The sequence below is a fragment of the Rhizobium sp. SG570 genome (assembly GCF_012275345.1).
GTDB classification, from domain to species: domain Bacteria; phylum Pseudomonadota; class Alphaproteobacteria; order Rhizobiales; family Rhizobiaceae; genus Rhizobium; species Rhizobium lusitanum.
Genome location: NZ_JAAZQI010000025.1, coordinates 68,800 through 90,340, shown reverse-complemented (window position 1 = coordinate 90,340; position 21,541 = coordinate 68,800). Strand labels below are relative to the sequence as shown.

General features: G+C 61.1%; 10 protein-coding genes and 1 pseudogene. 7 read left to right on the top strand and 4 right to left on the bottom strand.

Going from position 1 to position 21,541, the window contains the following annotated elements; genetic code table 11:
* Positions 1 to 300 (top strand): annotated as a pseudogene (locus FHT28_RS32095) (bifunctional methylenetetrahydrofolate dehydrogenase/methenyltetrahydrofolate cyclohydrolase); the annotation flags it as partial.
* 7 nt (positions 301 to 307) lie between these two features.
* Here FHT28_RS32095 and FHT28_RS32090 read toward each other — a convergent pair.
* Positions 308 to 1,333, bottom strand: a complete 1,026-nt coding sequence (locus FHT28_RS32090; protein ID WP_037199059.1) for a substrate-binding domain-containing protein — start codon at positions 1,331 to 1,333, stop codon at positions 308 to 310.
* A 308-nt stretch (positions 1,334 to 1,641) separates the two neighbouring features.
* Here FHT28_RS32090 and FHT28_RS32085 point away from each other — a divergent pair, with 308 nt between their 5' ends.
* The 6 genes from FHT28_RS32085 to FHT28_RS32060 all read left to right on the top strand — a co-directional run bounded on the left by FHT28_RS32085 (position 1,642) and on the right by FHT28_RS32060 (position 8,663).
* Entirely contained in the window at positions 1,642 to 3,003 is a 1,362-nt protein-coding gene (locus FHT28_RS32085; protein ID WP_047560956.1) for an ABC transporter substrate-binding protein, read from the top strand.
* Positions 3,004 to 3,126: 123 nt separating this feature from the next.
* Positions 3,127 to 4,143 carry a sugar ABC transporter permease gene (locus FHT28_RS32080; RefSeq protein WP_037199056.1) on the top strand — a complete coding sequence of 339 codons (1,017 nt, stop codon included), beginning with the start codon at positions 3,127 to 3,129 and terminating at the stop codon, positions 4,141 to 4,143.
* 1 nt (position 4,144) lies between these two features.
* Positions 4,145 to 5,308: a carbohydrate ABC transporter permease gene (locus tag FHT28_RS32075; protein WP_037199054.1), complete on the top strand. Its 1,164-nt coding sequence runs from the start codon at positions 4,145 to 4,147 to the stop codon at positions 5,306 to 5,308.
* 36 nt (positions 5,309 to 5,344) lie between these two features.
* Positions 5,345 to 6,997 carry an alpha-glucosidase gene (locus FHT28_RS32070; protein ID WP_168598414.1) on the top strand — a complete coding sequence of 551 codons (1,653 nt, stop codon included), beginning with the start codon at positions 5,345 to 5,347 and terminating at the stop codon, positions 6,995 to 6,997.
* Between the two features lie 23 nt (positions 6,998 to 7,020).
* Complete coding sequence (ugpC, locus tag FHT28_RS32065; RefSeq protein ID WP_037199052.1) at positions 7,021 to 8,112, top strand: sn-glycerol-3-phosphate ABC transporter ATP-binding protein UgpC; 1,092 nt, start codon at positions 7,021 to 7,023, stop codon at positions 8,110 to 8,112.
* A gap of 197 nt (positions 8,113 to 8,309) precedes the next feature.
* The gene (locus FHT28_RS32060; protein WP_037199051.1) at positions 8,310 to 8,663 is read left to right on the top strand and encodes a hypothetical protein; all 354 of its coding nucleotides are present in this window, start codon (positions 8,310 to 8,312) and stop codon (positions 8,661 to 8,663) included.
* 281 nt (positions 8,664 to 8,944) lie between these two features.
* On the opposite strand, the gene FHT28_RS32055 is transcribed toward FHT28_RS32060, so the two are convergent.
* From FHT28_RS32055 to edd, 3 genes are all read right to left on the bottom strand, one after another.
* On the bottom strand, positions 8,945 to 10,999 hold the full coding sequence (locus tag FHT28_RS32055; protein ID WP_173410408.1) for a glycosyl transferase: 2,055 nt from the start codon (positions 10,997 to 10,999) through the stop codon (positions 8,945 to 8,947).
* Between the two features lie 296 nt (positions 11,000 to 11,295).
* The gene (locus FHT28_RS32050; RefSeq protein WP_168598412.1) at positions 11,296 to 19,191 is read right to left on the bottom strand and encodes a hypothetical protein; all 7,896 of its coding nucleotides are present in this window, start codon (positions 19,189 to 19,191) and stop codon (positions 11,296 to 11,298) included.
* A gap of 425 nt (positions 19,192 to 19,616) precedes the next feature.
* A complete protein-coding gene (gene edd, locus FHT28_RS32045) occupies positions 19,617 to 21,437 on the bottom strand; it encodes a phosphogluconate dehydratase (RefSeq protein ID WP_037199048.1) in 1,821 nt (606 codons plus the stop codon).
* Positions 21,438 to 21,541: the final 104 nt, after the last annotated feature.

Below are 21,541 nucleotides of genomic sequence, written 5' to 3'. Positions count from 1 at the left end.
GTGGCTCGCACCGCCGATATCCTGGTGGCGGCTGTGGGACGCCCGGAGATGGTCAAGGCCGATTGGATCAAGCCGGGCGCAACGGTCATCGATGTTGGCATCAACCGCATTGCCGCACCGGAGCGCGGCGAGGGCAAGAGCCGGCTGGTCGGCGATGTCGCCTATACCGAAGCCTCCGACGTCGCCGGCGCCATCACCCCGGTTCCGGGCGGTGTCGGGCCGATGACGATCGCCATGCTGATGGCCAATACCGTCATTGCCGCCCATCGGGCCGCCGGAAAGCAGCCGCCGAAGTTTTGAGCCCGCGTCAGTCGGCCGGCGCGACGCCGGTCGAAGCACGAACGATCAGCTCCGTCTTCCAGAGTTCCTGCGCCGGAAACGTCTCGCTATGCTTGATCTCGCCGATCAGGCGTTCGGCAATGCGTATGCCGGCGGCGCGCAGCGACGAGCGTGTCGTCGTCAGCGGTACGGTGAAGCTTTCCGGCTTGAGCAAGGTCAGCACGTCGTCATGGGCGATCAGCGATATATCCTCGCCCAGCTTTAGCTTCGCCTGGTTGATGGCGCGAACCGCGCCGAGCGCCAGCACGGTGCTGGAACAGAGAACTGCCGTGGGGCGCTGTTCGAGCTGCAGGATGCGCTCCATCTCGAACAGGCCCTGCTCATCGGTCATGGCAGTGTGACTGACGCGGGCTTCGTCCAAAGCCAGACCCCACTCGGCGAGCGCCGCCTCGACGCCGTTTTTCCGCCGAATGGCGAAATCGAGATAGATGGGGCCGTTCAACAGCGCAAAGCGCCTGTGCCCGAGCTGCAGCAGCAGCTTCGTGGCGTCATAGAACGCGGCTTCATTGTCGATGTCGAGGTAGGGATAATCCGGTTCCGAGCCGATGGACCGCCCATGCACGAGGAAGGGCATGGAGAGCGTTTTCAGCATTTCCAGGCGGGGATCGTGGCCGCGCATGTAGTTGACGAACAGGGCATCGACATTGCCGCTGGCCGCCAGCCGCTTCAAGGCACCGACTTCGTCATTTGGATCCGCGGGCGTGAGCACGAAATGGAAATCGTGCCGCAGGGCCTCCTCGCCAAGCCCGGTCAGGAACTCGCTGAAATGCACGTCGGAAGAATTGCCTGGCGATGTCGGCATGACCAGCCCGATCGAGCCGGCCTTGCCCGTCGCGAGCCTTTGCGCCGCCTTGTTGGGCCGGTAGCCGGTTTCCCGAACCGCTTTGAGCACTCGCTCGCGGGTCTCGCGATTGACTTCCGGATATCCGTTCAAGGCGCGGCTGACTGTCGTCTGCGACAGCCCCAGCATTTGCGATAGCTGTTTCAGATTCACGTAATTCGGCTCCCAACTCCTCGCCCGCTAAGATGCCAACGTAACCTCCCGCGACGTCCACGGCTTCCAAAGCGCTTTCAAATATGTAGCAGGCGACGCGCCTGAAACAAGACAATTAGCAAAATATTGGGGCTTATTTTATGCTGCAGCGCGAGAAATGCTATGTATATTAGCCAAAATCCGAAAATCACTTGACTTTGTCCCGTCCTCAATGGATGAGAGAAGCAGCCAAAGCGCTTTGAGGAATGGAGCGCGCAGCGCGACAATGTGTTTCGGCTCGTGGATTTTATGTTTGGGAGGACAACCACATGAAGAAGTTGTTTTTGATGACTGTCGCTGTCGCCGCTCTGGTGGCGGGTACAGCGATGGCGGCCGATCTGAAGTTCCAGCCCGGTCAGGACTCCAAGTTCAATTGGAAGAGCTATGACGAATTCAAGGCCGCTCACGCCGATCTGAAGGGCGAGACGCTGACGATCTTCGGCCCCTGGCGGGGTGAGGACGAGGCACTCTTCACCAGCGTCCTGAATTATTTCACCGAAGCGACAGGCGTAAACGCCAAGTATTCGTCCTCGGAAAACTACGAGCAGCAGATCGTCATCGACACGCAGGCCGGTTCGCCGCCAAACGTTGCCATCCTGCCGCAGCCGGGTCTTTTCGCCAACCTGGCCAGCAAGGGCTATCTGACGCCGCTTGGTGACGAGCTGGGAAGCTGGGTGAAGACGAACTACGGCGCCGGCGACAGCTGGGTCGGCTACGGCACCTACAAGGGCAAGGACGGCAAGGACGCCTTCTACGCATTCCCCTACAAGGCCGACCTGAAGTCCCTTGTCTGGTACGTGCCTGAGAATTTCGACGAAGCCGGTTATAAGGTTCCCACCACTATGGAGGACCTTTTCAAGCTTTCCGACCAGATCGTCAAGGACGGCGGCACGCCCTGGTGCATCGGTCTCGGTTCGGGTGGCGCCACCGGCTGGCCGGCAACCGACTGGGTCGAGGATCTGATGCTGCGCTTGAACGCGCCGCAGGATTACGATCACTGGGTCGACAATACGCTGAAGTTCAACGATCCGAAGGTCGTCTCCGTCATCGAGGAATTCGGCAAGTTCGCCAAGAACGCGAAATATGTCGCCGGCGGCGTCGCGGCGGTTGCTTCGACCGATTTCCGTGATAGCCCGAAGGGTCTCTTCACGGTTCCGCCGAAGTGCTATCTGCACAAGCAGGCCTCCTTCATCCCGTCCTTCTTCCCGGAGGGCACCAAGCTTGGCCAGGATGCGGACTTCTTCTATTTCCCGCCCTATGCCGCGCATCCTGAACTTGGCAAGCCGGTCGAGGGTGCTGGCACGCTTGCTGCCATCACCAAGGACTCGAAGGCTGCCCGTGCCTTCATCCAGTTCCTGCAGACGCCGATCGCCCAGGAAGTCTGGATGGCGCAGTCCGGCTTCCTGACGCCGTACAAGGGTGTCAACACGGCGGCCTATGCCAACGATACCCTCCGCAAGGAAGGCGAAATCCTGACCACTGCGACGACATTCCGCTTTGACGGATCGGACCTGATGCCGGGCAAGATCGGCGCGGGCTCGTTCTGGACCGGTATGGTCGACTTCGTCGGCGGCAAGTCCGCCAAGGACGTTGCCGACGAGATCCAGAAGTCCTGGGACGCCATCAAGTAAGACATCGCAAGCCAAGCGTCGCCGGCAGATACCGGCGACGCCATGCACCATGTTACGGCGCGCCCGCGAGGCGCGGTCGATGTCGGGCGGGTGGCCTCAAGCAGGTAAATTCGGGAGGGAAGGATGTTTTCGCAGATACTGTCGGCGATTGGGGCCATGATATTCGGCGTTGCCTTTTGCGCCGCTTATTTCTGGTTCTCCAACAAGCTTCTGGACATAATTTTTCCGGCAAAGGAGGGGACCGAGGTCCATACCGCCGCCGTCAACCTGACCCGCCGCGGCCTGATCCGGCCCTGGCTCTTCTTGGGTCCGGCGCTCTTCCTGCTGGCCGTCTACCTCGTCTATCCGGTGGTCGCGACCCTCATCCTGTCCTTCTACGGGCCTGACGGCAATCAGTTCGTCGGCGGCGCCAATTATCTCTGGGCCCTCAACGACACTGAATTCCGCCAGTCGATCTTCAATAATATCCTCTGGCTTGCTGTCGTGCCGGCCGCCTGCACCTTCTTCGGCCTCGTGATCGCTGTCATGACCGACCGTATCTGGTGGGGCAACATCGCCAAGGCCGTCATCTTCATGCCGATGGCGATCTCCTTCGTCGGCGCCTCGGTCATCTGGAAATTCATCTACGAATATCGCGGCGGCACCGACGCTCAGATCGGCCTTTTGAACTCTGTCGTCCAGTTGTTCGGCGGCACGCCGGAAGTCTGGATCACCATTCCCTTCTGGAACAATTTCTTTCTGATGGTCATGCTGATCTGGATCCAGACAGGCTTTGCCATGGTGATCCTGTCGGCGGCGCTGCGCGGCATTCCGGAGGAAACCATCGAAGCTGCCGTCATCGACGGCGCCAACGGCTGGCAGATCTTCTGGAAGATCATGGTGCCGCAGGTATGGGGCACGATCGCCACGGTCTGGACCACCATCACCATTCTCGTGCTCAAGGTTTTCGACATCGTGCTCACCATGACCAACGGTCAGTGGAACACGATGGTGCTCGCGAACCTGATGTTCAACTGGATGTTCCGCGGCGGCGGCGATTCCGGCCGAAGCGCGGTCATCGCCCTCGTCATCATGGCGGCTGTCACGCCGATCATGATCTGGAACATTCGTCGTGCAAACGCAGAAACGAAGGGGCGCTGACATGCTTGGAAATCTCGGTCGCATCGGTCCCGCCCGCATCTTCGTTCATGCCGCGGTGTTGCTTATCGTCCTCCTCTGGCTGCTGCCGACGCTCGGCATCTTCGTCACCGCGCTGCGCGACAAGGATCAGATCGTCGTCTCCGGCTGGTGGACAGCTTTTTCCGGCTCCTCGCAGACCGCCGCCGTGCGCCTCGATGGCCCGGACAAGGCAAAGCAGGACGGCGCCAACTATGTCATCGCCGGTACGGTTGCCGGAGAAGGCAACAGCGGTAACGGCAGGATCGAGTCCTTCGGCCTGCGCGTGCAGGAACCGTCCACCTACAAGGTCGGTTCGTCCGCCGATCTCGGCAATGGCGAGACGCTCACCGTCAATGCGGACGGCAGCTATCGCTACCAGAAGAACGGTCCTTTCGGTGCCGATGCCCGCAGCAAGCGCATCTATCTGACCATCGCCACGCCGCCGCAATTCACGTTCGATAATTATCGCAGCGTGCTGGGCGGCGAGGGCATCGGCCAGTCCTTCATCAATTCGCTGACGGTGACGATCCCGGCAACGGTGATCCCGATCCTGATCGCCGCCTTTGCCGCCTATGCGCTGGCCTGGATGGAGTTCCCTGGGCGCGCCTTGTTGATCGCGCTCGTCGTCGGCCTGATCGTCGTGCCGCTGCAAATGTCGCTGATCCCGCTTCTGCGCATCTATAACGAGATCGGCCAGATCTTCGGCGTGCCGTCCAAGACCTATCCGGGCATATGGCTGGCGCATACGGCCTTCGGTCTGCCGCTCGCCATCTATCTGCTGCGCAACTACATTGCCGGCCTGCCTAAGGAGATCATCGAATCCGCCCGCGTCGACGGCGCCAGCGATTTCGACATCTTCGTCAAGATCATCCTGCCCCTGTCCTTTCCGGCGCTCGCCTCCTTCGCGATCTTCCAGTTCCTCTGGGTATGGAACGATCTGCTGATCGCCATGGTGTTCCTCGGCACGGACAAGGATCATCTGGTCCTGACGGCGGCCCTGAATGCGCTGCTGGGCTCGCGCGGCGGCAACTGGGAGATCCTGACGGCATCCGCCTTCGTCACCATCCTTATCCCGCTCTTCGTCTTCTTCGGTCTGCAGCGCTATCTCGTGCGCGGTCTGCTCGCCGGGTCGGTGAAGGGGGGCTGATCCAAGACTATTCCATTCTAACGGGACCTATTCAGCATGAGCATTGCCCCTCAATCGATTTCGGCAGTTGACAAGGACTGGTGGCGTGGTGCGGTGATCTATCAGATCTATCCGCGCTCCTACCAGGACTCCAATGGCGACGGCATCGGCGACCTTAAGGGCATCGCCATCCGCCTGCCGCATGTCGCGGCCCTGGGTGTCGACGCAATCTGGATATCGCCCTTCTTCACCTCGCCGATGCGCGATTTCGGCTATGACGTCTCCAACTATGAAGACGTCGATCCGATTTTCGGCTCGCTCGCCGATTTCGATGCGATGATGACGGAAGCCCACCGCCTCGGCATCAAGGTGATGATCGATCTCGTGCTGTCGCACAGCTCGGATCGCCATCCCTGGTTCGTCGAAAGCCGCTCGAGCAAGGACAATCCCAAGGCCGACTGGTATGTCTGGGCCGATGCCAAGCCGGACGGCACACCGCCCAACAACTGGCTGTCGATCTTCGGCGGCTCGGCCTGGGCGTGGGATCCGACGCGCATGCAATATTACATGCACAACTTCCTGACCTCGCAGCCGGATATGAACCTGCACAATCCGGAAGTGCAGGATAGGCTGCTGGACGTCGTGCGTTTCTGGCTCGATCGTGGCGTCGACGGTTTCCGCCTCGATACCATCAACTTCTATTTCCATGACAGGGAACTGCGCGACAACCCGGCGCTGGAGCCCGCGCGCCGCAACGCCTCGACCGCGCCGGCGGTCAATCCCTATAATTTCCAGGAGCATCTCTACGACAAGAACCGCCCGGAAAACCTGAAGTTCCTGCAGCGTTTCCGCGCCGTCCTCGACGAATATCCGGCGATTGCCGCCGTCGGCGAAGTCGGTGACAGCCAGCGTGGTCTCGAGATCGTCGGCGAATACACGTCCGGCAATGACAAGATGCACATGTGCTACGCCTTCGAGTTTCTGGCGCCGGATGCGCTGACGCCCGATCGCGTCGAAGAGGTCATGAAGGATTTCGCCGCTGCTGCCCCCGAAGGTTGGGCCTGCTGGGCATTCTCCAACCATGACGTCGTGCGCCACGTCAGCCGTTGGGGCAATCTGGTCGCCGATCGCGATGCCTTCGCGAAGCTCTATGCAGCGCTGCTGCTGACCCTGCGCGGTTCCGTATGCATCTATCAGGGCGAGGAACTGGCACTCACCGAAGCCGATCTTGCCTATCAGGATCTGCAGGATCCCTACGGCATCCAGTTCTGGCCGGAATACAAGGGCCGCGACGGCTGCCGAACGCCGATGGTTTGGGACAGCCAAGTCGCACAGGGCGGCTTTTCCACAGTCAAACCATGGCTGCCTGTGGCCGTCGAGCACATCCTGCGCGCTGTCAGCGTTCAACAGGGCGACGAAAATTCGGTGCTGGAGCAGTACCGCCGCTTCCTCGCCTTCCGCAAGCAGCATCCGGCCTTTGCCAAGGGTGAGATTGCCTTTGCGGATCCGCAGGGCGACATACTCATCTTTACCCGCACCTACGACGGCGAGACCATTCTCTGCGCGTTCAACATGAGTCCCGCCGAAGCGATGGCGGCCTTGCCTGAAGGGAACTGGCAAGCGTTGACCGGGCACGGCTTTACCACCAACAACTACGGCAACAAGATCGATATTCCGGCCTGGAGCGCTTATTTCGCGCGTCTTGCCTGAGCCCTTGGGAGGAGGAAGAATAGATGACGGGACTTGTTCTGAAGGATATAAGAAAATCCTACGGCAGCGTGCATGTGCTGCATGGCATCGATCTGGAGATCAATGAAGGCGAGTTCATCGTCTTCGTTGGGCCGTCCGGCTGCGGCAAATCCACATTGTTGCGCATGATCGCCGGGCTCGAGAGCATCACCTCGGGCGACATGCTTATTGCCGGGCAGAAGGTGAACGAAGTACCGCCCTCCAGGCGCGGCATCGCCATGGTCTTCCAATCCTATGCGCTCTATCCGCATATGACTGTCTACGACAACATGGCCTTCGGCATGCGGATTGCCGGCGAAAACAAGCAGGAGATCGACCGTCGCGTCCGCGCGGCGGCCGCCAGCCTGCAACTTACCCAATATCTCGAGCGGCTGCCCAAGGCCCTTTCGGGCGGCCAGCGCCAGCGCGTCGCGATCGGTCGCGCCATCTGCCGTAACCCGAAGGTCTTCCTGTTCGACGAGCCGCTGTCGAACCTGGACGCCGCCCTGCGCGTCGCCACACGCATCGAGATCGCCAAGCTCAGCGACTCCATGCCCGAGACGACGATGATCTACGTCACGCACGACCAGGTGGAGGCGATGACGCTTGCCGACCGGATCGTGGTGCTATCCGCCGGCCGCGTCGAACAGGTGGGTGCGCCGCTCGAACTCTATGAGCGCCCGGCCAACCTCTTCGTCGCCAAGTTCATCGGCTCTCCGGCGATGAACATCATCCCGGCGACCGTGACCGAAACCGGCACGACGACGACCGTGACGCTGAAGGGCGGCAAGTCGGTGACGCTCGACTTGCCGACCGAGGCTTCCGAGAGGGGTAAGCAGGCGAGCTTCGGCGTTCGTCCGGAAGATTTGCGCATCGCGACCAACGAAGATTATCTCTTCGAAGGCGAGGTCGCCATCGTCGAGGCGCTCGGTGAAGTGACGCAGCTCTATATCGAAGGTCTGGTCGATGGCGAGCCGATCATCGTCAAGATCCCCGGCATTACCGATATCCACCGCGGCCAGAAAATGCGCTTTGCCGCCGACAGGCAGAAGCTGCATCTCTTCAATGCCGACGGCCATACCTATCGAAAGCAGTAGCAGATTGCGCCTATGAGACGACGCCGGCTCAAGCAAAGACGAGCAACAAAATTCAACTTGAGCTGGCGAACTCAAACTTTCTGTTAAAGACCCGCTGATAGTCTTGTCTTCGTAATATACGTCAGGGGTTTACTAAGATGGCTGCTTTCGGCAGGGCTAATTCAGGCCAACATTTCCTCAATAAAGAAGAATCCTTCATGTATGACCGCGAAGTGCGGTTCCGAATGGAGGATACGATGAACGCCGCGCGGCTCGAATACACGGAAAAGGGTGTGATGAACCTCGCGTCGCGCCGCTGCGACATCACCCGCATCTCGCAGAGCGGCGCCATCCTGGCGATCCTCACTCAGTATAATCTGCCGAAGCAGTTCTATCTGGATATCCCAGACGCGCGCATCACCAAGGTTGGCTGCGTGCTGATGAAGGTCTTCTCCAACAACACGGTGGAAGTGCGTTTCCTGCGTCTGCTCACGGAGAAGGAAATGAACAAGATCTTCGTCTACAGCACGCACCCCGCCCATCGCGACCGCGTACTCGACATCCGGGCCTAGAGCAATTCCAGGAAAAGTGCGTAGCGGTTTTCCGTCCGGAATTGCGCAAAAACAATAAGCTAGAGCGGTTAGGCGATTCCGTGAAACGCACAACCGCTCTAGGCAGCAAAACCGGTCGACGGTCTCCGCAGCCAAAGGGCCGAGACATAAAGCACCCGCAACGCTCCTACCTCTGTTCGCTACCTTGAAGTGGCGGACGTGAGGCTTGTTTCCATTTCCGGTCTTTTGACCCGGTCGGAAAAGCCTTGAACTGACTCAGGCAATTTGATTATACGCCTCGGTCATTGCTGCGCGGCATCTTCCTGCAGCCACAGGCGTCTGTCGTGTGGCAATGGTGCATAATCGTGCCACGCGGCCAGCTTGTCGTGGTAAGCCCTTCTGTAGGCCTGATGGTCTAAGAAGCCGGTATTCTCCTGAACAAGCTCCGTACCAATGTCGTAATAGATGTCGAGATTGTTCAAGTCAGGCACCGGGGTCTTGCCACGTTCGCTCTCTGCCTGCATTTGCCAGAAAAGCTCTTCGAGACGGCGGGCCAGCGCCGGAATGTCGCGCAGCGCCGATGTCTCCCGTTTAGCCTGCAGGATCTCCCTGACCTTCGCGAGGCTCCGGGGAATTTTTGCAAAGCCGACGGCCTTGTCGATGTAGGATTGCGGGTCCGAACATATCAACTCCGGCACGCCGGCAGCTGCAACGATGCTGTGGCAGAAGCGCGCAGCAAAGCTCTTGCCGGGGAATGTAAGGACAGGCAACCCCATGGTCAGGGCATCGGCTGCGGTCGAATGCGCCCCGTAGGGAAATGTGTCGAGGAACAGATCGGCGAGCGAGATCCGGGCGAGATGTTTGGCATTCGGTGCCTTGGGCGCGAAAATGAGGCGCTCCGGCGCAACGCCGGCATTCTCGGCCACCTGGCGCAGGCGCTTATCCACATCGTCGCCGCCCGTGAGCAGCCAAAGCACGCTGTCGGGCGTCGCGGCAAGGATCTTCATCCAGTACGCAAAGGTTTCCTGCGTGATTTTCTGCATGCCGTTGAAGCAGGCAAAGACGAAAACATCTTCCGGCAGCCCTGCCTCTCTGCGTGACGGCTTTTCGGCAATCACCCTCTTGCGATCAATCGGCTGGTTACAGGCGATTCTGAGCACTTTCTCCGAATAGTAAATCTCGCTCTCAGGCGGGATAATGTGTTCGTCCGCAATGATGTAGTGATGGAACGGACTGCCCATCGTGCCTGGATAGCCGCAGAAGTTGACGATAACGGGCGCCGGCCTGTAGGCGAAGATCTTCGTCCGCGCATGCTTGGTATAGCCGTTGACATCCACCAGAATGTCGATGTCGTCGTCGGCGATCTGCCGAGCCGCCTCGGCGTCATCGAGCCCGGCGATATCGCGCCAGCAATCGACGACGGCCTTCATGCGCGTCTGCGTCGGGTCACCCGTCACAGGGTCGCCGCAGTAGTAGGCGTAGATTTCAACGCTGCGTTTGTCATGCAGTTCCAGCACTTCGCGGAGCGCAAAGCCGACCGCGTGATCGCGCAGGTCCGAGGAAACATAACCCACACGAAGGCGCTGGCCGGTTCCTGTCTTCTGCTTTGGCGTCTTGCGCGGGAAGCCGCTGGTATCCGGACGTCCGACGAAAGACTTGTTGTAGCGATAGGCCTTTGCGAGCTGGAACAGCGGATCGTCGGAAAAGCAGGCAAGCGTCAGGGGCGACATCGCATCGAGCAGTTGGCGCATGGACACATGGTCCGATGTCACCAGAGTCGGCCATTTGCACTGGCGCTGGCGCAGCGCACTCCAATGTTGTCCAGCCTCGGTCTTATCAGGCCGAAGTTCGATTGCTTGCCACAAAACGGCTTCCGCATCCTCCATCAGGCCGGCGTTCTCCATGACACGGCCGATGTGCTGAAGTGCCAACAGGCGATGCGTGAGCTTGTCTGGCGTGCTGTCCGCGGTCATGTCCACGAAACTCCGCCATTGCAGGATTGCCTGGGTGGCGATGCCGCTATCTTCCAGCGCCCGCCCGAGATTGATGTGCGCCGGACCAAAACGCGAATCGAGCTTGAGGCAAGCGCGCAAGGCATTAATCGATCCCGCCACGTCGCCCAACTGCCGCAAGGTAACGGAATAATTGAAATAGACGAGATGCAGGTAGGGATGGGTTTCGTTGAATGCGATCCAGACCTTATAGGCCTCTACCGCCTCGATCTTTTGTTCCGCACCACTTCGGGCTTCTGCGAACTGGAACAGCTCGTTGAAAGGAAGGCGCTGAGTGCGCGCTAACTCCAGAATTTCGGCAAGAGACCGAGCGGAAACTGTAGCTGATGCATTGTTGGTGACCATGGACATCCCACGAATTGGCGGCAGGCATTGCAACCATTTAAGAAATGGTCATCAGTAGTGTTAACTGTGCTAGCTTGCCTTGAACATGTCACGCCATGCCTCCTGAAATCGGTGGAGGCCCTGCCAGCCATCAACAGATTTATGCGGTCTCGAACTACGCCGGGAAACCGCGTGCAATCCTGACGGTGGCTGCGAGTCCTCGGTCACACGTTCTCGCCCGGGCCAGGGTCGAGCCGGTCCCTTGTGCGATTTTTGAAGCACGGCTTCGAGATCGTGAACTGGTCAAAAAGCGCGGATCAGGCACTCACATAGTTCGAGATGACGGCCGCGATCTGATCTGGACTGAGATACCCCATCTGGGATTTCATGAGAGTGCTCAATTGTGTGCTCGACAGGCTCGCTATGTCTTCCGTGGATAGTCCCGCCACGCCGTTCGAACTGAACGACGCGATATCGCCGGTTGAGAACGTCGCCAGCTCTTGCGTCGACAGTGCCGCAACTTGCGCTGACGTCAGCCCGCTCACCTGGCTCGTGGTCAAGGCCTCGGCCTGTGCCGTCGTCAGGGAGGCGATGGCCCTGGTACTCAATCCCGCGATCGCCTTCGAATTGAGGGCGACGATATCATCCGTGGTGAACACGGCGATGTCATCGGTGTCCAGTGCAGCGAGCTGCAATGCATTCAGTGCATTGATCTGCGATGTCGACAGAGCCGCGATTTGATCGGTGCTCATCGCTGCGATCTGATTGAAACCCAGCGAGGCGAGCTGGCTGGTCGACAGGGCTGCGATCTGGTCGCTCGTCAGAGCTGCGACAAAGGTCGTGGACAGACCCTGTATCGAGTCCGAGCTGATCGCCGCGAGTTCGGCGGTGGAGAAGGTTCCCAGATCTTCCGTCGTCAAGCCTGCTGCACCTGAGGAACTCAAGGCTGCGATCTGGGCGGTCGACAGCGCCTCAACTTGCTCGATGCTCAAAGCCCCGACCTGCACACTGCTGAGGCCGGCGATGCTCGCTGTGCCCAGCGCTGCGATTTGCGCGGTGGAAAGCGATGCGACAAAGTCCGTGGACAACCCCTGGATGGAGCCGGAGCTGATCGCGGCGATATCGCTGGAGGAGAACTTTGCGAGGTCGCTCGTGCTCAGCCCTGCGATGCCTGTCGAACTCAAGGCGGCAATTTGGGCCGTGGAGAGCGCCTCGATCTGCTCGACGCTCAGGGCGGCAACCTGTGCACTGCCCAGGCCCGACACGCCCGCCGTGCTTAGCGCCGCCACCTGCGCCGTTGACAGGGCTGCGATATCGTCGGTGCTGAGGACAGCGATCTGTTTGGATCCGAAAGCACCGATTTGAGCTGTCGTCAAAGCCTCGACCTGGTCGGTGCTCAGAGTGGCGACCTGCGCCGTCGTCAGTCCCGCGATGCCATCCGTGCCGAAAGCGGCGATCTGCGCCGTTGACAGCGCTGCAATAACGGCCGTCGACAGACCGGATATGGCGCTCGCGCTGATCGCTGCGATATCGGCGGTCGAAAAAGTCCCGAGAGCGTCGGTTCCGAGGATCGCAATCTGCTTGGAACTGAGGGCTGCCACCTGGGCAGGCGTCAAGGCCTCCGCTTGGTTCATGCTCAGCGCCGCTATCTGGTCGGTGGACAAGCCCGCAATGCCGCCTGTGCCAAGTGCCGCGATTTGCGCGGTTGTCAGCGCCGCAATAACGGCTGTGGACAGGCCCGATACGGCGTTCGAACTGATCGCCGCTATGTCGGCGGTCGAGAAAGTGTCGAGATCATCCGCCCCGAGGGCTGCGATCTGCTTGGAACCGAGGGCGCCGACCTGGGTCGGCGTCAAGGCCTCGGCCTGATCCGTACTGAGCGCGGCCATCTGGTCGGTGGTCAGGCCCGCGATACCGGACGTGCTCAACGCTGCGATCTGCGCCGTCGACAGAGCCGCGATCCCTTTCGTACCGAGTATCACGGTTTGTTTGGAACCAAGCGCCCCGATCTGCGCCGTCGTCAAAGCTTCGAGCTGGTCGGAGCTCAAAGCGGAGATCTGAGCCGTGGTCAGGCCCGCGATACCGGCAGTGCTGAGCGCCGCGATCTGGTCTGTCGAGAAGGCAGCTATCGTAGCCGTGGACAGGCCCGCTATGCCATTCGAATTAATCGCCGCGATATCGGCGGTAGAGAAGGTCTCAAGATCGTCCGTTCCCAACGCTGCGATCTGGGTCGAGCTCAACGCGGCAACCTGGGGTGTCGTGAGGGCCTCGGCCTGGTCGGAACTCAGAGCCCCTATCTGAGCCGTGGTCAGGCCGGCGATGCCGGCCGTGCCGAGGGCAGCGATTTGCGCGGTCGACAGCGCAGCGATACTTGCGGTGCCAAGGGCGGCAATCTGGGTGGAGGCGAGGATAGCAACCTGCGCGGTGGTCAGGGCCGCGAGCTGGCCGGTGCCCAAGGCGGAAATCTGTCCTGTCGTCAAACCTGCGATGCTGGCTATGCCCAACGCCGCGATCTGGTCCGTCGAGAAGGCGGCAAGCGTGGCCGTGGACAATCCCGATATGGCGCTCGAACTGATTGCCGCCATATCGGCGGTCGAGAAAGTCTCCAGAGCATCCGTTCCCAGGGCCGCTATCTGCTTCGAGCTCAGCGCGCCGACCTGCGTAGCCGTCAGGGCCTGGGCCTGATCGGTGCTCAATATGGCGATCTGCGCGGTGGTCATGCCCGCAATGCCGGCCGTGCTGAGCGCCGCGATCTGATCCGTCGTCAGGGCGGCGATGTCATCTGTGCTGAGGGCAGAGACCTGCTTGGAGCTGAGAGCGCCGATCTGGGCTGTCGTCAGGGCCTGCGCCTGACCGGTGCTGAGGACGGGAACTTGCGTGGTGGTCAGACCCGTGGTGCCGGATGTGCTGAGTGCGGCGACTTGCGCAGTGGAAAGCGCAGCGATAACACCCGTGCTCAATGCCGCGACCTGGGTCGGGCTCAGAGCCGCAATCTGCTTGGTAGGCAGGGCATCGACCTGACTGGTGGTCAGGACCGCGATCTGCCTGGTGGAAAGGCCGGTGATCCCTGCCGTGCTGAGTGCGGCGATCTGCGCCGTCGACAGTGCGGCAACGGCCGCCGTGGACAAGCCCGATATGGCGCTGGAGCCGATCGCCGCGATGTCCTTGGTCGAGAAGACAGCTATGTCGTCGGCTGTCAGGGCTGCAAGCTGCGTAGAACTGAGGACGGCGACCTGAGCAGTCGTCAACGCCTCGGCCTGACCGGTATTCAATGCCGCGATCTGTTTGGTGGTAAGGCCGGCGACGCCGGATGTACTGAGCGCGGCGATCTGCGCCGTCGATAGTGCGGCAATGGCAGCGGTGGACAGGCCGGATATGGCGCTGGAGCTGATCGCGGCGATGCCATTGGTGGACAGAGCAGCTATGTCGTCCGTCGTCAGCATTGAAAGCTGGGCCGAATTCAGCGCCGCGATCTGCGTCGTGGTGAGAGCCTGAAGCTGGCCAGTGCTCAAAGCGACAATCTGCCTGGTGGTCAGACCGGCAATGCCGGTGGCACTGAGCGCGGCGATCTGCGCCGTCGACAGCGCGGCAAAGGCGGCCGTGGACAGGCCCGATATGACACTCGAGCCGATCGCCGCGATGTCCTTGGTCGAGAAGGTCGCGATGTCGTCCGTACTCAGGACTCCAACCTGTTTGGAATTCAGAGCGCCCACCTGGGCAGCCGTCAGGGCCTCGGCCTGTGTGGTGCTCAGTGCCGCGATCTGTTTCGTGGAAAGGCCGGCGATGCCGGAGGTGCTTAGAGCCGCGATCTGCGCGGTGGAAAGCACAGCGATAACGCCTGTGCCCAAAGCCGCGACCTGTGTCGAACTCAACGCTGCAATCTGCTTGGTAAGCAGGGCACCCATCTGATCGCTGTTCAAGGCGAGAATCTGGTCGCTTGTCATCCCGGCAACGCCGGCGGTGCTGAGGGCGGCGACCTGGTTTGTCGACAGGGCTGCGACGGCAGCCGTGGACAAGCCCGAAATGGCAAGCGAACCGATCACCGCGAGATCGGCGGTCGAGAAGGTTGCTATATCTGCCGTGCTCAACGCGGCGAGCTGGGTTGAACTCAGTGTTGCGACCTGGCTCGTCGTCAGCGCTTCGGTCTGTGCCGTGCTGAGGGCCGCAATCTGATCGGTGGTGAGGCCGTCGATGCCGGCGGTGCTGAGTGCCGCTATCTGGCCGGTGGAAAGCGACGCGATAGCTCCCGTGCTCAACACGGCGACCTGGCTCGAGCTCAGCGCCGCAATTCGCGCCGTGGACAAGGCGGCAATCTGCGCCGTGGACAAGGCGGCGACCTGATCGGTTGTCAGGCCTGCAATGCCGGTCGTACTCAGAGTTGCGATCTGGCCGGTGGAGAGTGCGGAGATGACGGCCGTGCTCAGGCCGGGGACAGCGGTATTCGAAATCGCCGCTATGTCAGCAGTCGAGAACGTGGCTATGTCGTCTGCACCCAACGCAGCCATCTGGGTCGAACTCAGCACCTTCACCTGCGCGGAGGAAAGTGCCTCGACCTGCGCCGTGCCAAGGGCGGCGATCTGGCTCGTCGTCAGACCCGTGATGCTGAGTGTGCTCAGGGCGGCAATCTGGTCAGTGGAGAGGGAGGCTATGACATCCGCATCCATAGCGGCAATCTGCGATGAACGCAGAGCCGCCACCTGTTTCGTGACCAGAGCATCGACCTGGCCGGTACTCAAAGCATCGATCTGTGTCGTGTTGAGGCCGGCGACGCCCGCTGTGCTCAAGGCTGCGATCTGCGCGGTCGACAGAGCGGCAATCGCAGCCGTGGACAATCCCGATATCGCACCTGAACTGATCACCGCGACATCGGCGGTGGATAGAGCGGCGATATCATCCGTCCCAAGAGCGGAGAGCTGGGTGGATTTCAGGGCCGCGAACTGGCTCGTCGTCAATGCTGCCACTTGATCGGTGCTCAGAGCGTTGACCTGATCTGTGGTCAAGCCGGCAACACCGGAGGTGCTTATGGCTGCGAACTGCGTTGTGGAAAGCGAGGCGATGACATCCGTGCTAAGCGCCGCGATCTGCGCCGAGCTGAGCGCCGTGACGCGCACCGTGGGCAGGGCGGCGATCTGCGCCGTGCTCAGGGCCGCGATCTGGCTGGTCGTCAACCCGGCAATTCCGACCGCGCTCAGAGCAGCGACCTGATTCGTCGAGAGCGCCGCGATGACGTTCGTGCTCAAGCCCGATACGGCCTTGCTTGAGAGCGCCGTGATCTCCTCGGTCGAGAAGGTGGCGATATCATCCGTTCCAAGAGCGGCAATCTGGGTAGAATTCAGCGCGGCAACCTGGCTCGTCGTCAATGCCTGCATCTGCGCCGTACTCAGCGTGTTGATCTGATCGGTCGTCAGACCTGTAACGCCGGATGTACTCAGTGCCGCAATCTGCGCCGTGGAAAGGGATGTGATCACGCCGGCATTCAAGGCGGAGACCTGTGTCGACGTCAGCACTCCAATTCGCGCAGTGCTCAACGCCGCGATTTGGCTGGTGCTCAACGCTGCGATCTGACTGGTGGTCAGGCCGGCGAGCGCGCTTGTGCTCAGGGCGGCAATTTGCGCCGCAGAAAGATCTGCGATGACGCCGGTGCTCAAGCCCGCGGCGGCTTTGCTTGATATCGCCGCTATATCCGCGGTCGAGAAGGCGGCTATATCATTCGTCCCGAAAGCGGCCATCTGAGTTGAGCTCAGTACCGCGACCTGGGTCGTGGTCAGCGCCGCAACCTGGCTGGTGCTCAAGGTCGCAATCTGGCCGGTCGTCAGGCCGACGATCGCACTTGTGCTCAGCGCCGCAACCTGCTCGGTGGAAAGCGATGCAATGACACCGGTGCTCAGCCCGACTATGGCTTTGCTTGATATAGTTGCAATATCGGCGGTCGAAAACGTGGCTATGTCATCCGGGCTCAAGGCGGCAAGCTGTGTTGAACTCAGCACCTTGACCTGTGAGGACGACAGCGCCTCGGCCTGCGCCGTGCTCAACGCCGCGATCTGGCCTGTTGTCAGGTTCGCAACGGCACTGGTGCTGAGGGCAGCGATCTGTGCGGTCGAAAACGCCATGATGTCGTCCGTACCCATGGCGGCAACCTGCGCTGCTTTCAGGGCGGCAGCCTGGGTGGTCGTCAAGGTGGCGACCTGCTCCGTGCTCAGGGTAGAGATCTGGCTCGTCGTCAAGCTTGCAATGGCACTTGAACTGAGGGCGGCGACCTGTGCGGTCGAAAGCGCAGCAATTTGGCTCGTCGTCAGGCCGACAGCCGCGCTTGTGCCCAACGCGGCAACCTGATCCGTGGAAAGAGATGCAATAACATCGGTACCCAGGCCTGCCATGGCTTTGCTGGAAAGCGCCGCGATCTCGGCGGTCGAGAACGTGGCTATGTCGTCCGCACCCATGGCGGAAAGCTGGGTCGAGCTCAGTGCTTTTACTTGAGCGGCGGAAAGCGCTGCAGCCTGCGTCGTGCTCAAGGCGGCGATTTGGCCAGTGGTCAGGCCGGCGATGCCAACCGTACTGAGCGCGGTGACCTGTTCGGAGGAGAGGGATGCGATGACATCCGTACCCAAAGCCGCAATCTGCTTGGAACTCAGCGCGGCGACTTGGGTCGTCGCCAGGACGGCCGCCTGTGTCGTGCTCAGCGCCGCGATCTGATTGGTGCTCAGGCCTGCAATCCCGGTCTTGCTCAAAGCAGCAATCTGGGTGGACGAGAGGGCTGCTATGACGTCCGTGCTCAGGCCCGATATCGCTCTGCTGGAAATCGCTGCGATATCGGCGGTCGAGAAGGTCGCGATATCGTCCGTTCCCATGGCGGAAAACTGTGTCGAACTCAGTGCCGCGACCTGCGCCGTCGTCAACGCCTCGGCTTGCGCCGTGCTCAAGGCGGCAACCTGGGTCGTCGTCAGGCCGGAAAGACCGGTTATGCTTAGGGCGGCAATCTGTGCGCTCGATAGCGCCGCGATTTCGGTCGTGCTCATGACCGCGACTTGCGCCGCCTTGAGGGCGTTGACCTGTGTCGTCGTCAAGGCTGTGACCTGCGTCGTGCTCAAAGCAGCAATCTGGGTCGTGGTCAGGCCCGCGACTGCGGTCTTGCTCAGGGCGGCCATCTGCGTGTTTGACAGCGCCGCGATGTCATCTGTGCTCATAACAGCGACTTGTGTCGCCTTGAGAGCGCCGACCTGCGTCGTCGTCAGGGCAGCGACCTGCTCCGTGCTCAACGCTCCTATCTGGGCTGTCGTCAGACCGGAGATCGCACCGGTGCTCAAGGCAGCGATCTGATCGGTCGATAGGGCCGCGATAACGGCCGTGGACAAGCCTGGCACCGCCGAAACGGTGATTGCCGCCATATCCGCGGTGGAGAATGTAGCGACGTCATCCGTCCCGAGTGACGCAAGCTGGGACGAACCCAGCACCTTGATTTGCGTGGAGGAAAGCGCCTCGGCCTGATCCGTGCTCAGCGCTGCGATCTGGCTCGTCGTCAGGCCGGCGATCGCACTCGTACTCAGCGAAGCAATTTGTGCGGTGGAGAGCACCGCAATATCGTTTGTCCCCATCACCGCGATTTGCGACGCTTTGAGAGCAGCGATCTGAATTGTTGTGAAGGCGGCGACTTGAGCCGTGCTCAGTGCTGCGATCTGGCTCGTCGTCAGGCCGGTAATCCCACTGCTGCTCAGGGCGGCAACCTGATCGGTGGAAAGCGCTGCAATGGCGCGCGTATCCAGGCCCGATATCGCTTGGTTGGTGATCGCAGCAATATCATCGGTGGAGAAAGTCGACACGTCCGCAGCGCTTAGAGCCGCCAACTGCTTTGAGCCAAGGGCTTTGACCTGAGACGTGGTCAAGGCTTCCGCCTGATCTGTCGATAGAGCGCTGATCTGCGCTGTGGTGATCGCGGCGATCTGAAGCGTGCTCAGACTTTCGATGTCCGAACCGGTAAGAACAGCGAGCTGATCAAGCGTCAAGCCGACGATGGCGTTTTGTGAAATGGCGTTCAACTGCTGCGAACTGAGGACATCAACGTCTTCCGTATCCAACGCGGCAATTTGAGCCGAAGAAAGGACGCTAATCTGCTTTGTAGACAGTGATGCTACGTCCTCCGTCGTCCAGGCCTTAACCGCAGCAGTCGAAAGAGACCTGATCTGAGTGGTGCTTAGGGTGGTGACGATCGAAGTCATACGTGCAGCTCTTAATGTTAGCTAATACGGAAAGCCATTCACCCGATAACCAGCATCGCGTGAATGTTCGGGGCCCGAAAACTGACAGTCATAAAAATTCACAGCCTGACAAAGCGGGTGTAGTCAGACTAGCTTGCCCGAACCTGAGGTTGGTGTACCCAGCGGGATTTCACCCGGCGACGTCGAGCAACGTTCCATTTGGAACGTGCCCTCCATGCTATCCGGAGCGAGGCTGCGTGCGCTCGTTGGACACGCAGCGAAATATGGAAATATAAGGCGAAAATCGCCGGACGTGGCAGGCTTTATCGGAGAAGCCATCGGGCTTCTGCCCGAACCAACCGATAAAGCCGCCGCCAGTCTTCTTTTGAGCAGACGTTGCTTATCGCCCGCTGCTGGCGCTTCACGGCGCTAAGCCGTGAGACGCTTCAGTGGAACAGGACGCTTGCGCCCTGATCGGCCGGACCCGCGGCACGGCGGAACGGGGCGAAGAGCTCGCGCCCCATGCCGAATTCGTTCCCGGAGAGATCTGCGGTGACCGGTTCGCGCTCGGCCATATCGGCAGCGTCTACCAGCACCTCCAGCGTGCCGGCGATCGCGTCGATGCGGATGATGTCGCCCTCCCGGATGCGGGCGATAGGGCCGCCTTCGACGGCTTCCGGCGTGACATGGATTGCGGCCGGAACTTTGCCGGATGCGCCGGACATACGGCCGTCGGTCAGAAGCGCCACGCGGAAGCCGCGATCCTGCAGCACGCCGAGCGCCGGCGTCAGCTTGTGCAGCTCCGGCATGCCGTTGGCCTTCGGGCCCTGGAAGCGGACGACGGCGACGAAGTCGCGGTTCAGCTTGCCGTCCTTGAATGCCTGCTGCATCTCCAGCTGATCGTGGAAGATGACGGCCGGCGCTTCGATGATGTGGCGTTCCAGCTTGACGGCGGAAATCTTGATGACCGCCTTGCCGATGTTGCCGCGCAGCATCTTCAGGCCGCCGTTGCCCTGGAACGGTGTCTCGATGCTCGCCAGCACCTTCGGATCGGCGCTCTTTTCAGGTGCCGGTTCGCGCGCGACATTGCCGTCGGCGCCGAGCTTGACGTCGATGGAATAGGAGCTGAGGCCATGACCGTAGACGGTGCGCACATCATCGTGAAGCAGCCCCTTCTTCAACAGCTCCTTGATGAGGAAGCCCATGCCGCCGGCGGCATGGAAGTGGTTCACGTCGGCAAGCCCGTTCGGATAGACGCGGGCAAGCAGCGGGATGATGTCGGAAAGCTCCGAAATATCCTGCCAGGTCAGCACGATACCGGCGGCGCGCGCCATGGCGACCAGGTGCATCGTGTGGTTCGTCGAGCCGCCGGTGGCGTGCAGGCCGACGACGCCGTTGACGATCGAACGCTCGTCGATCATCTCGCCGGCCGGCGTGAATTCGTTGCCCATGGCGGTGATGGCGAGCGCCCGCTTGGTGGCCTCGCGGGTCAGGGCCTCGCGCAGCGGCGTGCCGGGATTGACGAAGGACGCGCCGGGCATGTGGAAGCCCATGATTTCCATCAGCATCTGGTTGGAATTGGCCGTGCCGTAGAAGGTGCAGGTGCCGGGGCCATGATAGGACTTCGATTCCGCCTCCAGCAGTTCGGGGCGGCCGACCTTGCCTTCGGCGTAGAGTTGGCGCACGCGCGACTTCTCGTCGTTCGGCAGGCCTGACGTCATCGGCCCGGCCGGAATGAAGACGGCCGGCAGATGGCCGAAGGAGAGGGCGGCGATAACGAGGCCCGGCACAATCTTGTCGCAGACGCCGAGGAAAACGGCCGCGTCGAACATGTTGTGCGACAGGCCGACGCCGGCCGACATGGCAATCAGGTCGCGCGAGAACAGCGAGAGCTCCATGCCCGGCTGACCCTGCGTGACGCCGTCGCACATGGCAGGCACGCCGCCAGCCACCTGGGCGATGCCGCCGGCCGCCGCTGCTGCCTCGCGGATGATCGCGGGATAGGTCTCGAAGGGCTGATGCGCCGAGAGCATGTCGTTATAGGAGGTGATGATCCCGAGATTGGGCACGCGGTCGCCCGCCAGTGCATCCTTCTCGGAGGGGGAACAGACTGCGAAACCATGCGCCAGGTTGGCGCAGCCGAGCACGGAGCGCTGCGCACCCTTCATCGCGGTATTGCGCAGGCGGTCCAGATAGCGCTCTCGCGTCGGCTTCGAGCGCTCGACGATGCGTGCGGTAATCTTGGAAATGCGGGCGTCAGCGGCCATGGTCGATCTGCCTCCGTCTGTTCTGCGCGATGCCCCGGAAGATCGGCTTCGATCTGCTTTGGTACAGGGCGTGGCGCGTGGTTCGAATGTCAATGCGATGCCGA

Coding starts and splice junctions, on each gene's coding strand:
- FHT28_RS32085 (WP_047560956.1), top strand. CDS start 1,642: ATGAAGAAGTTGTTTTTGATGACTGTCGCTGTCGCCGCTCTGGTGGCG.
- FHT28_RS32080 (WP_037199056.1), top strand. CDS start 3,127: ATGTTTTCGCAGATACTGTCGGCGATTGGGGCCATGATATTCGGCGTT.
- FHT28_RS32075 (WP_037199054.1), top strand. CDS start 4,145: ATGCTTGGAAATCTCGGTCGCATCGGTCCCGCCCGCATCTTCGTTCAT.
- FHT28_RS32070 (WP_168598414.1), top strand. CDS start 5,345: ATGAGCATTGCCCCTCAATCGATTTCGGCAGTTGACAAGGACTGGTGG.
- ugpC (WP_037199052.1), top strand. CDS start 7,021: ATGACGGGACTTGTTCTGAAGGATATAAGAAAATCCTACGGCAGCGTG.
- FHT28_RS32060 (WP_037199051.1), top strand. CDS start 8,310: ATGTATGACCGCGAAGTGCGGTTCCGAATGGAGGATACGATGAACGCC.
- FHT28_RS32055 (WP_173410408.1), bottom strand. CDS start 10,999: ATGGTCACCAACAATGCATCAGCTACAGTTTCCGCTCGGTCTCTTGCC.
- FHT28_RS32050 (WP_168598412.1), bottom strand. CDS start 19,191: ATGACTTCGATCGTCACCACCCTAAGCACCACTCAGATCAGGTCTCTT.
- edd (WP_037199048.1), bottom strand. CDS start 21,437: ATGGCCGCTGACGCCCGCATTTCCAAGATTACCGCACGCATCGTCGAG.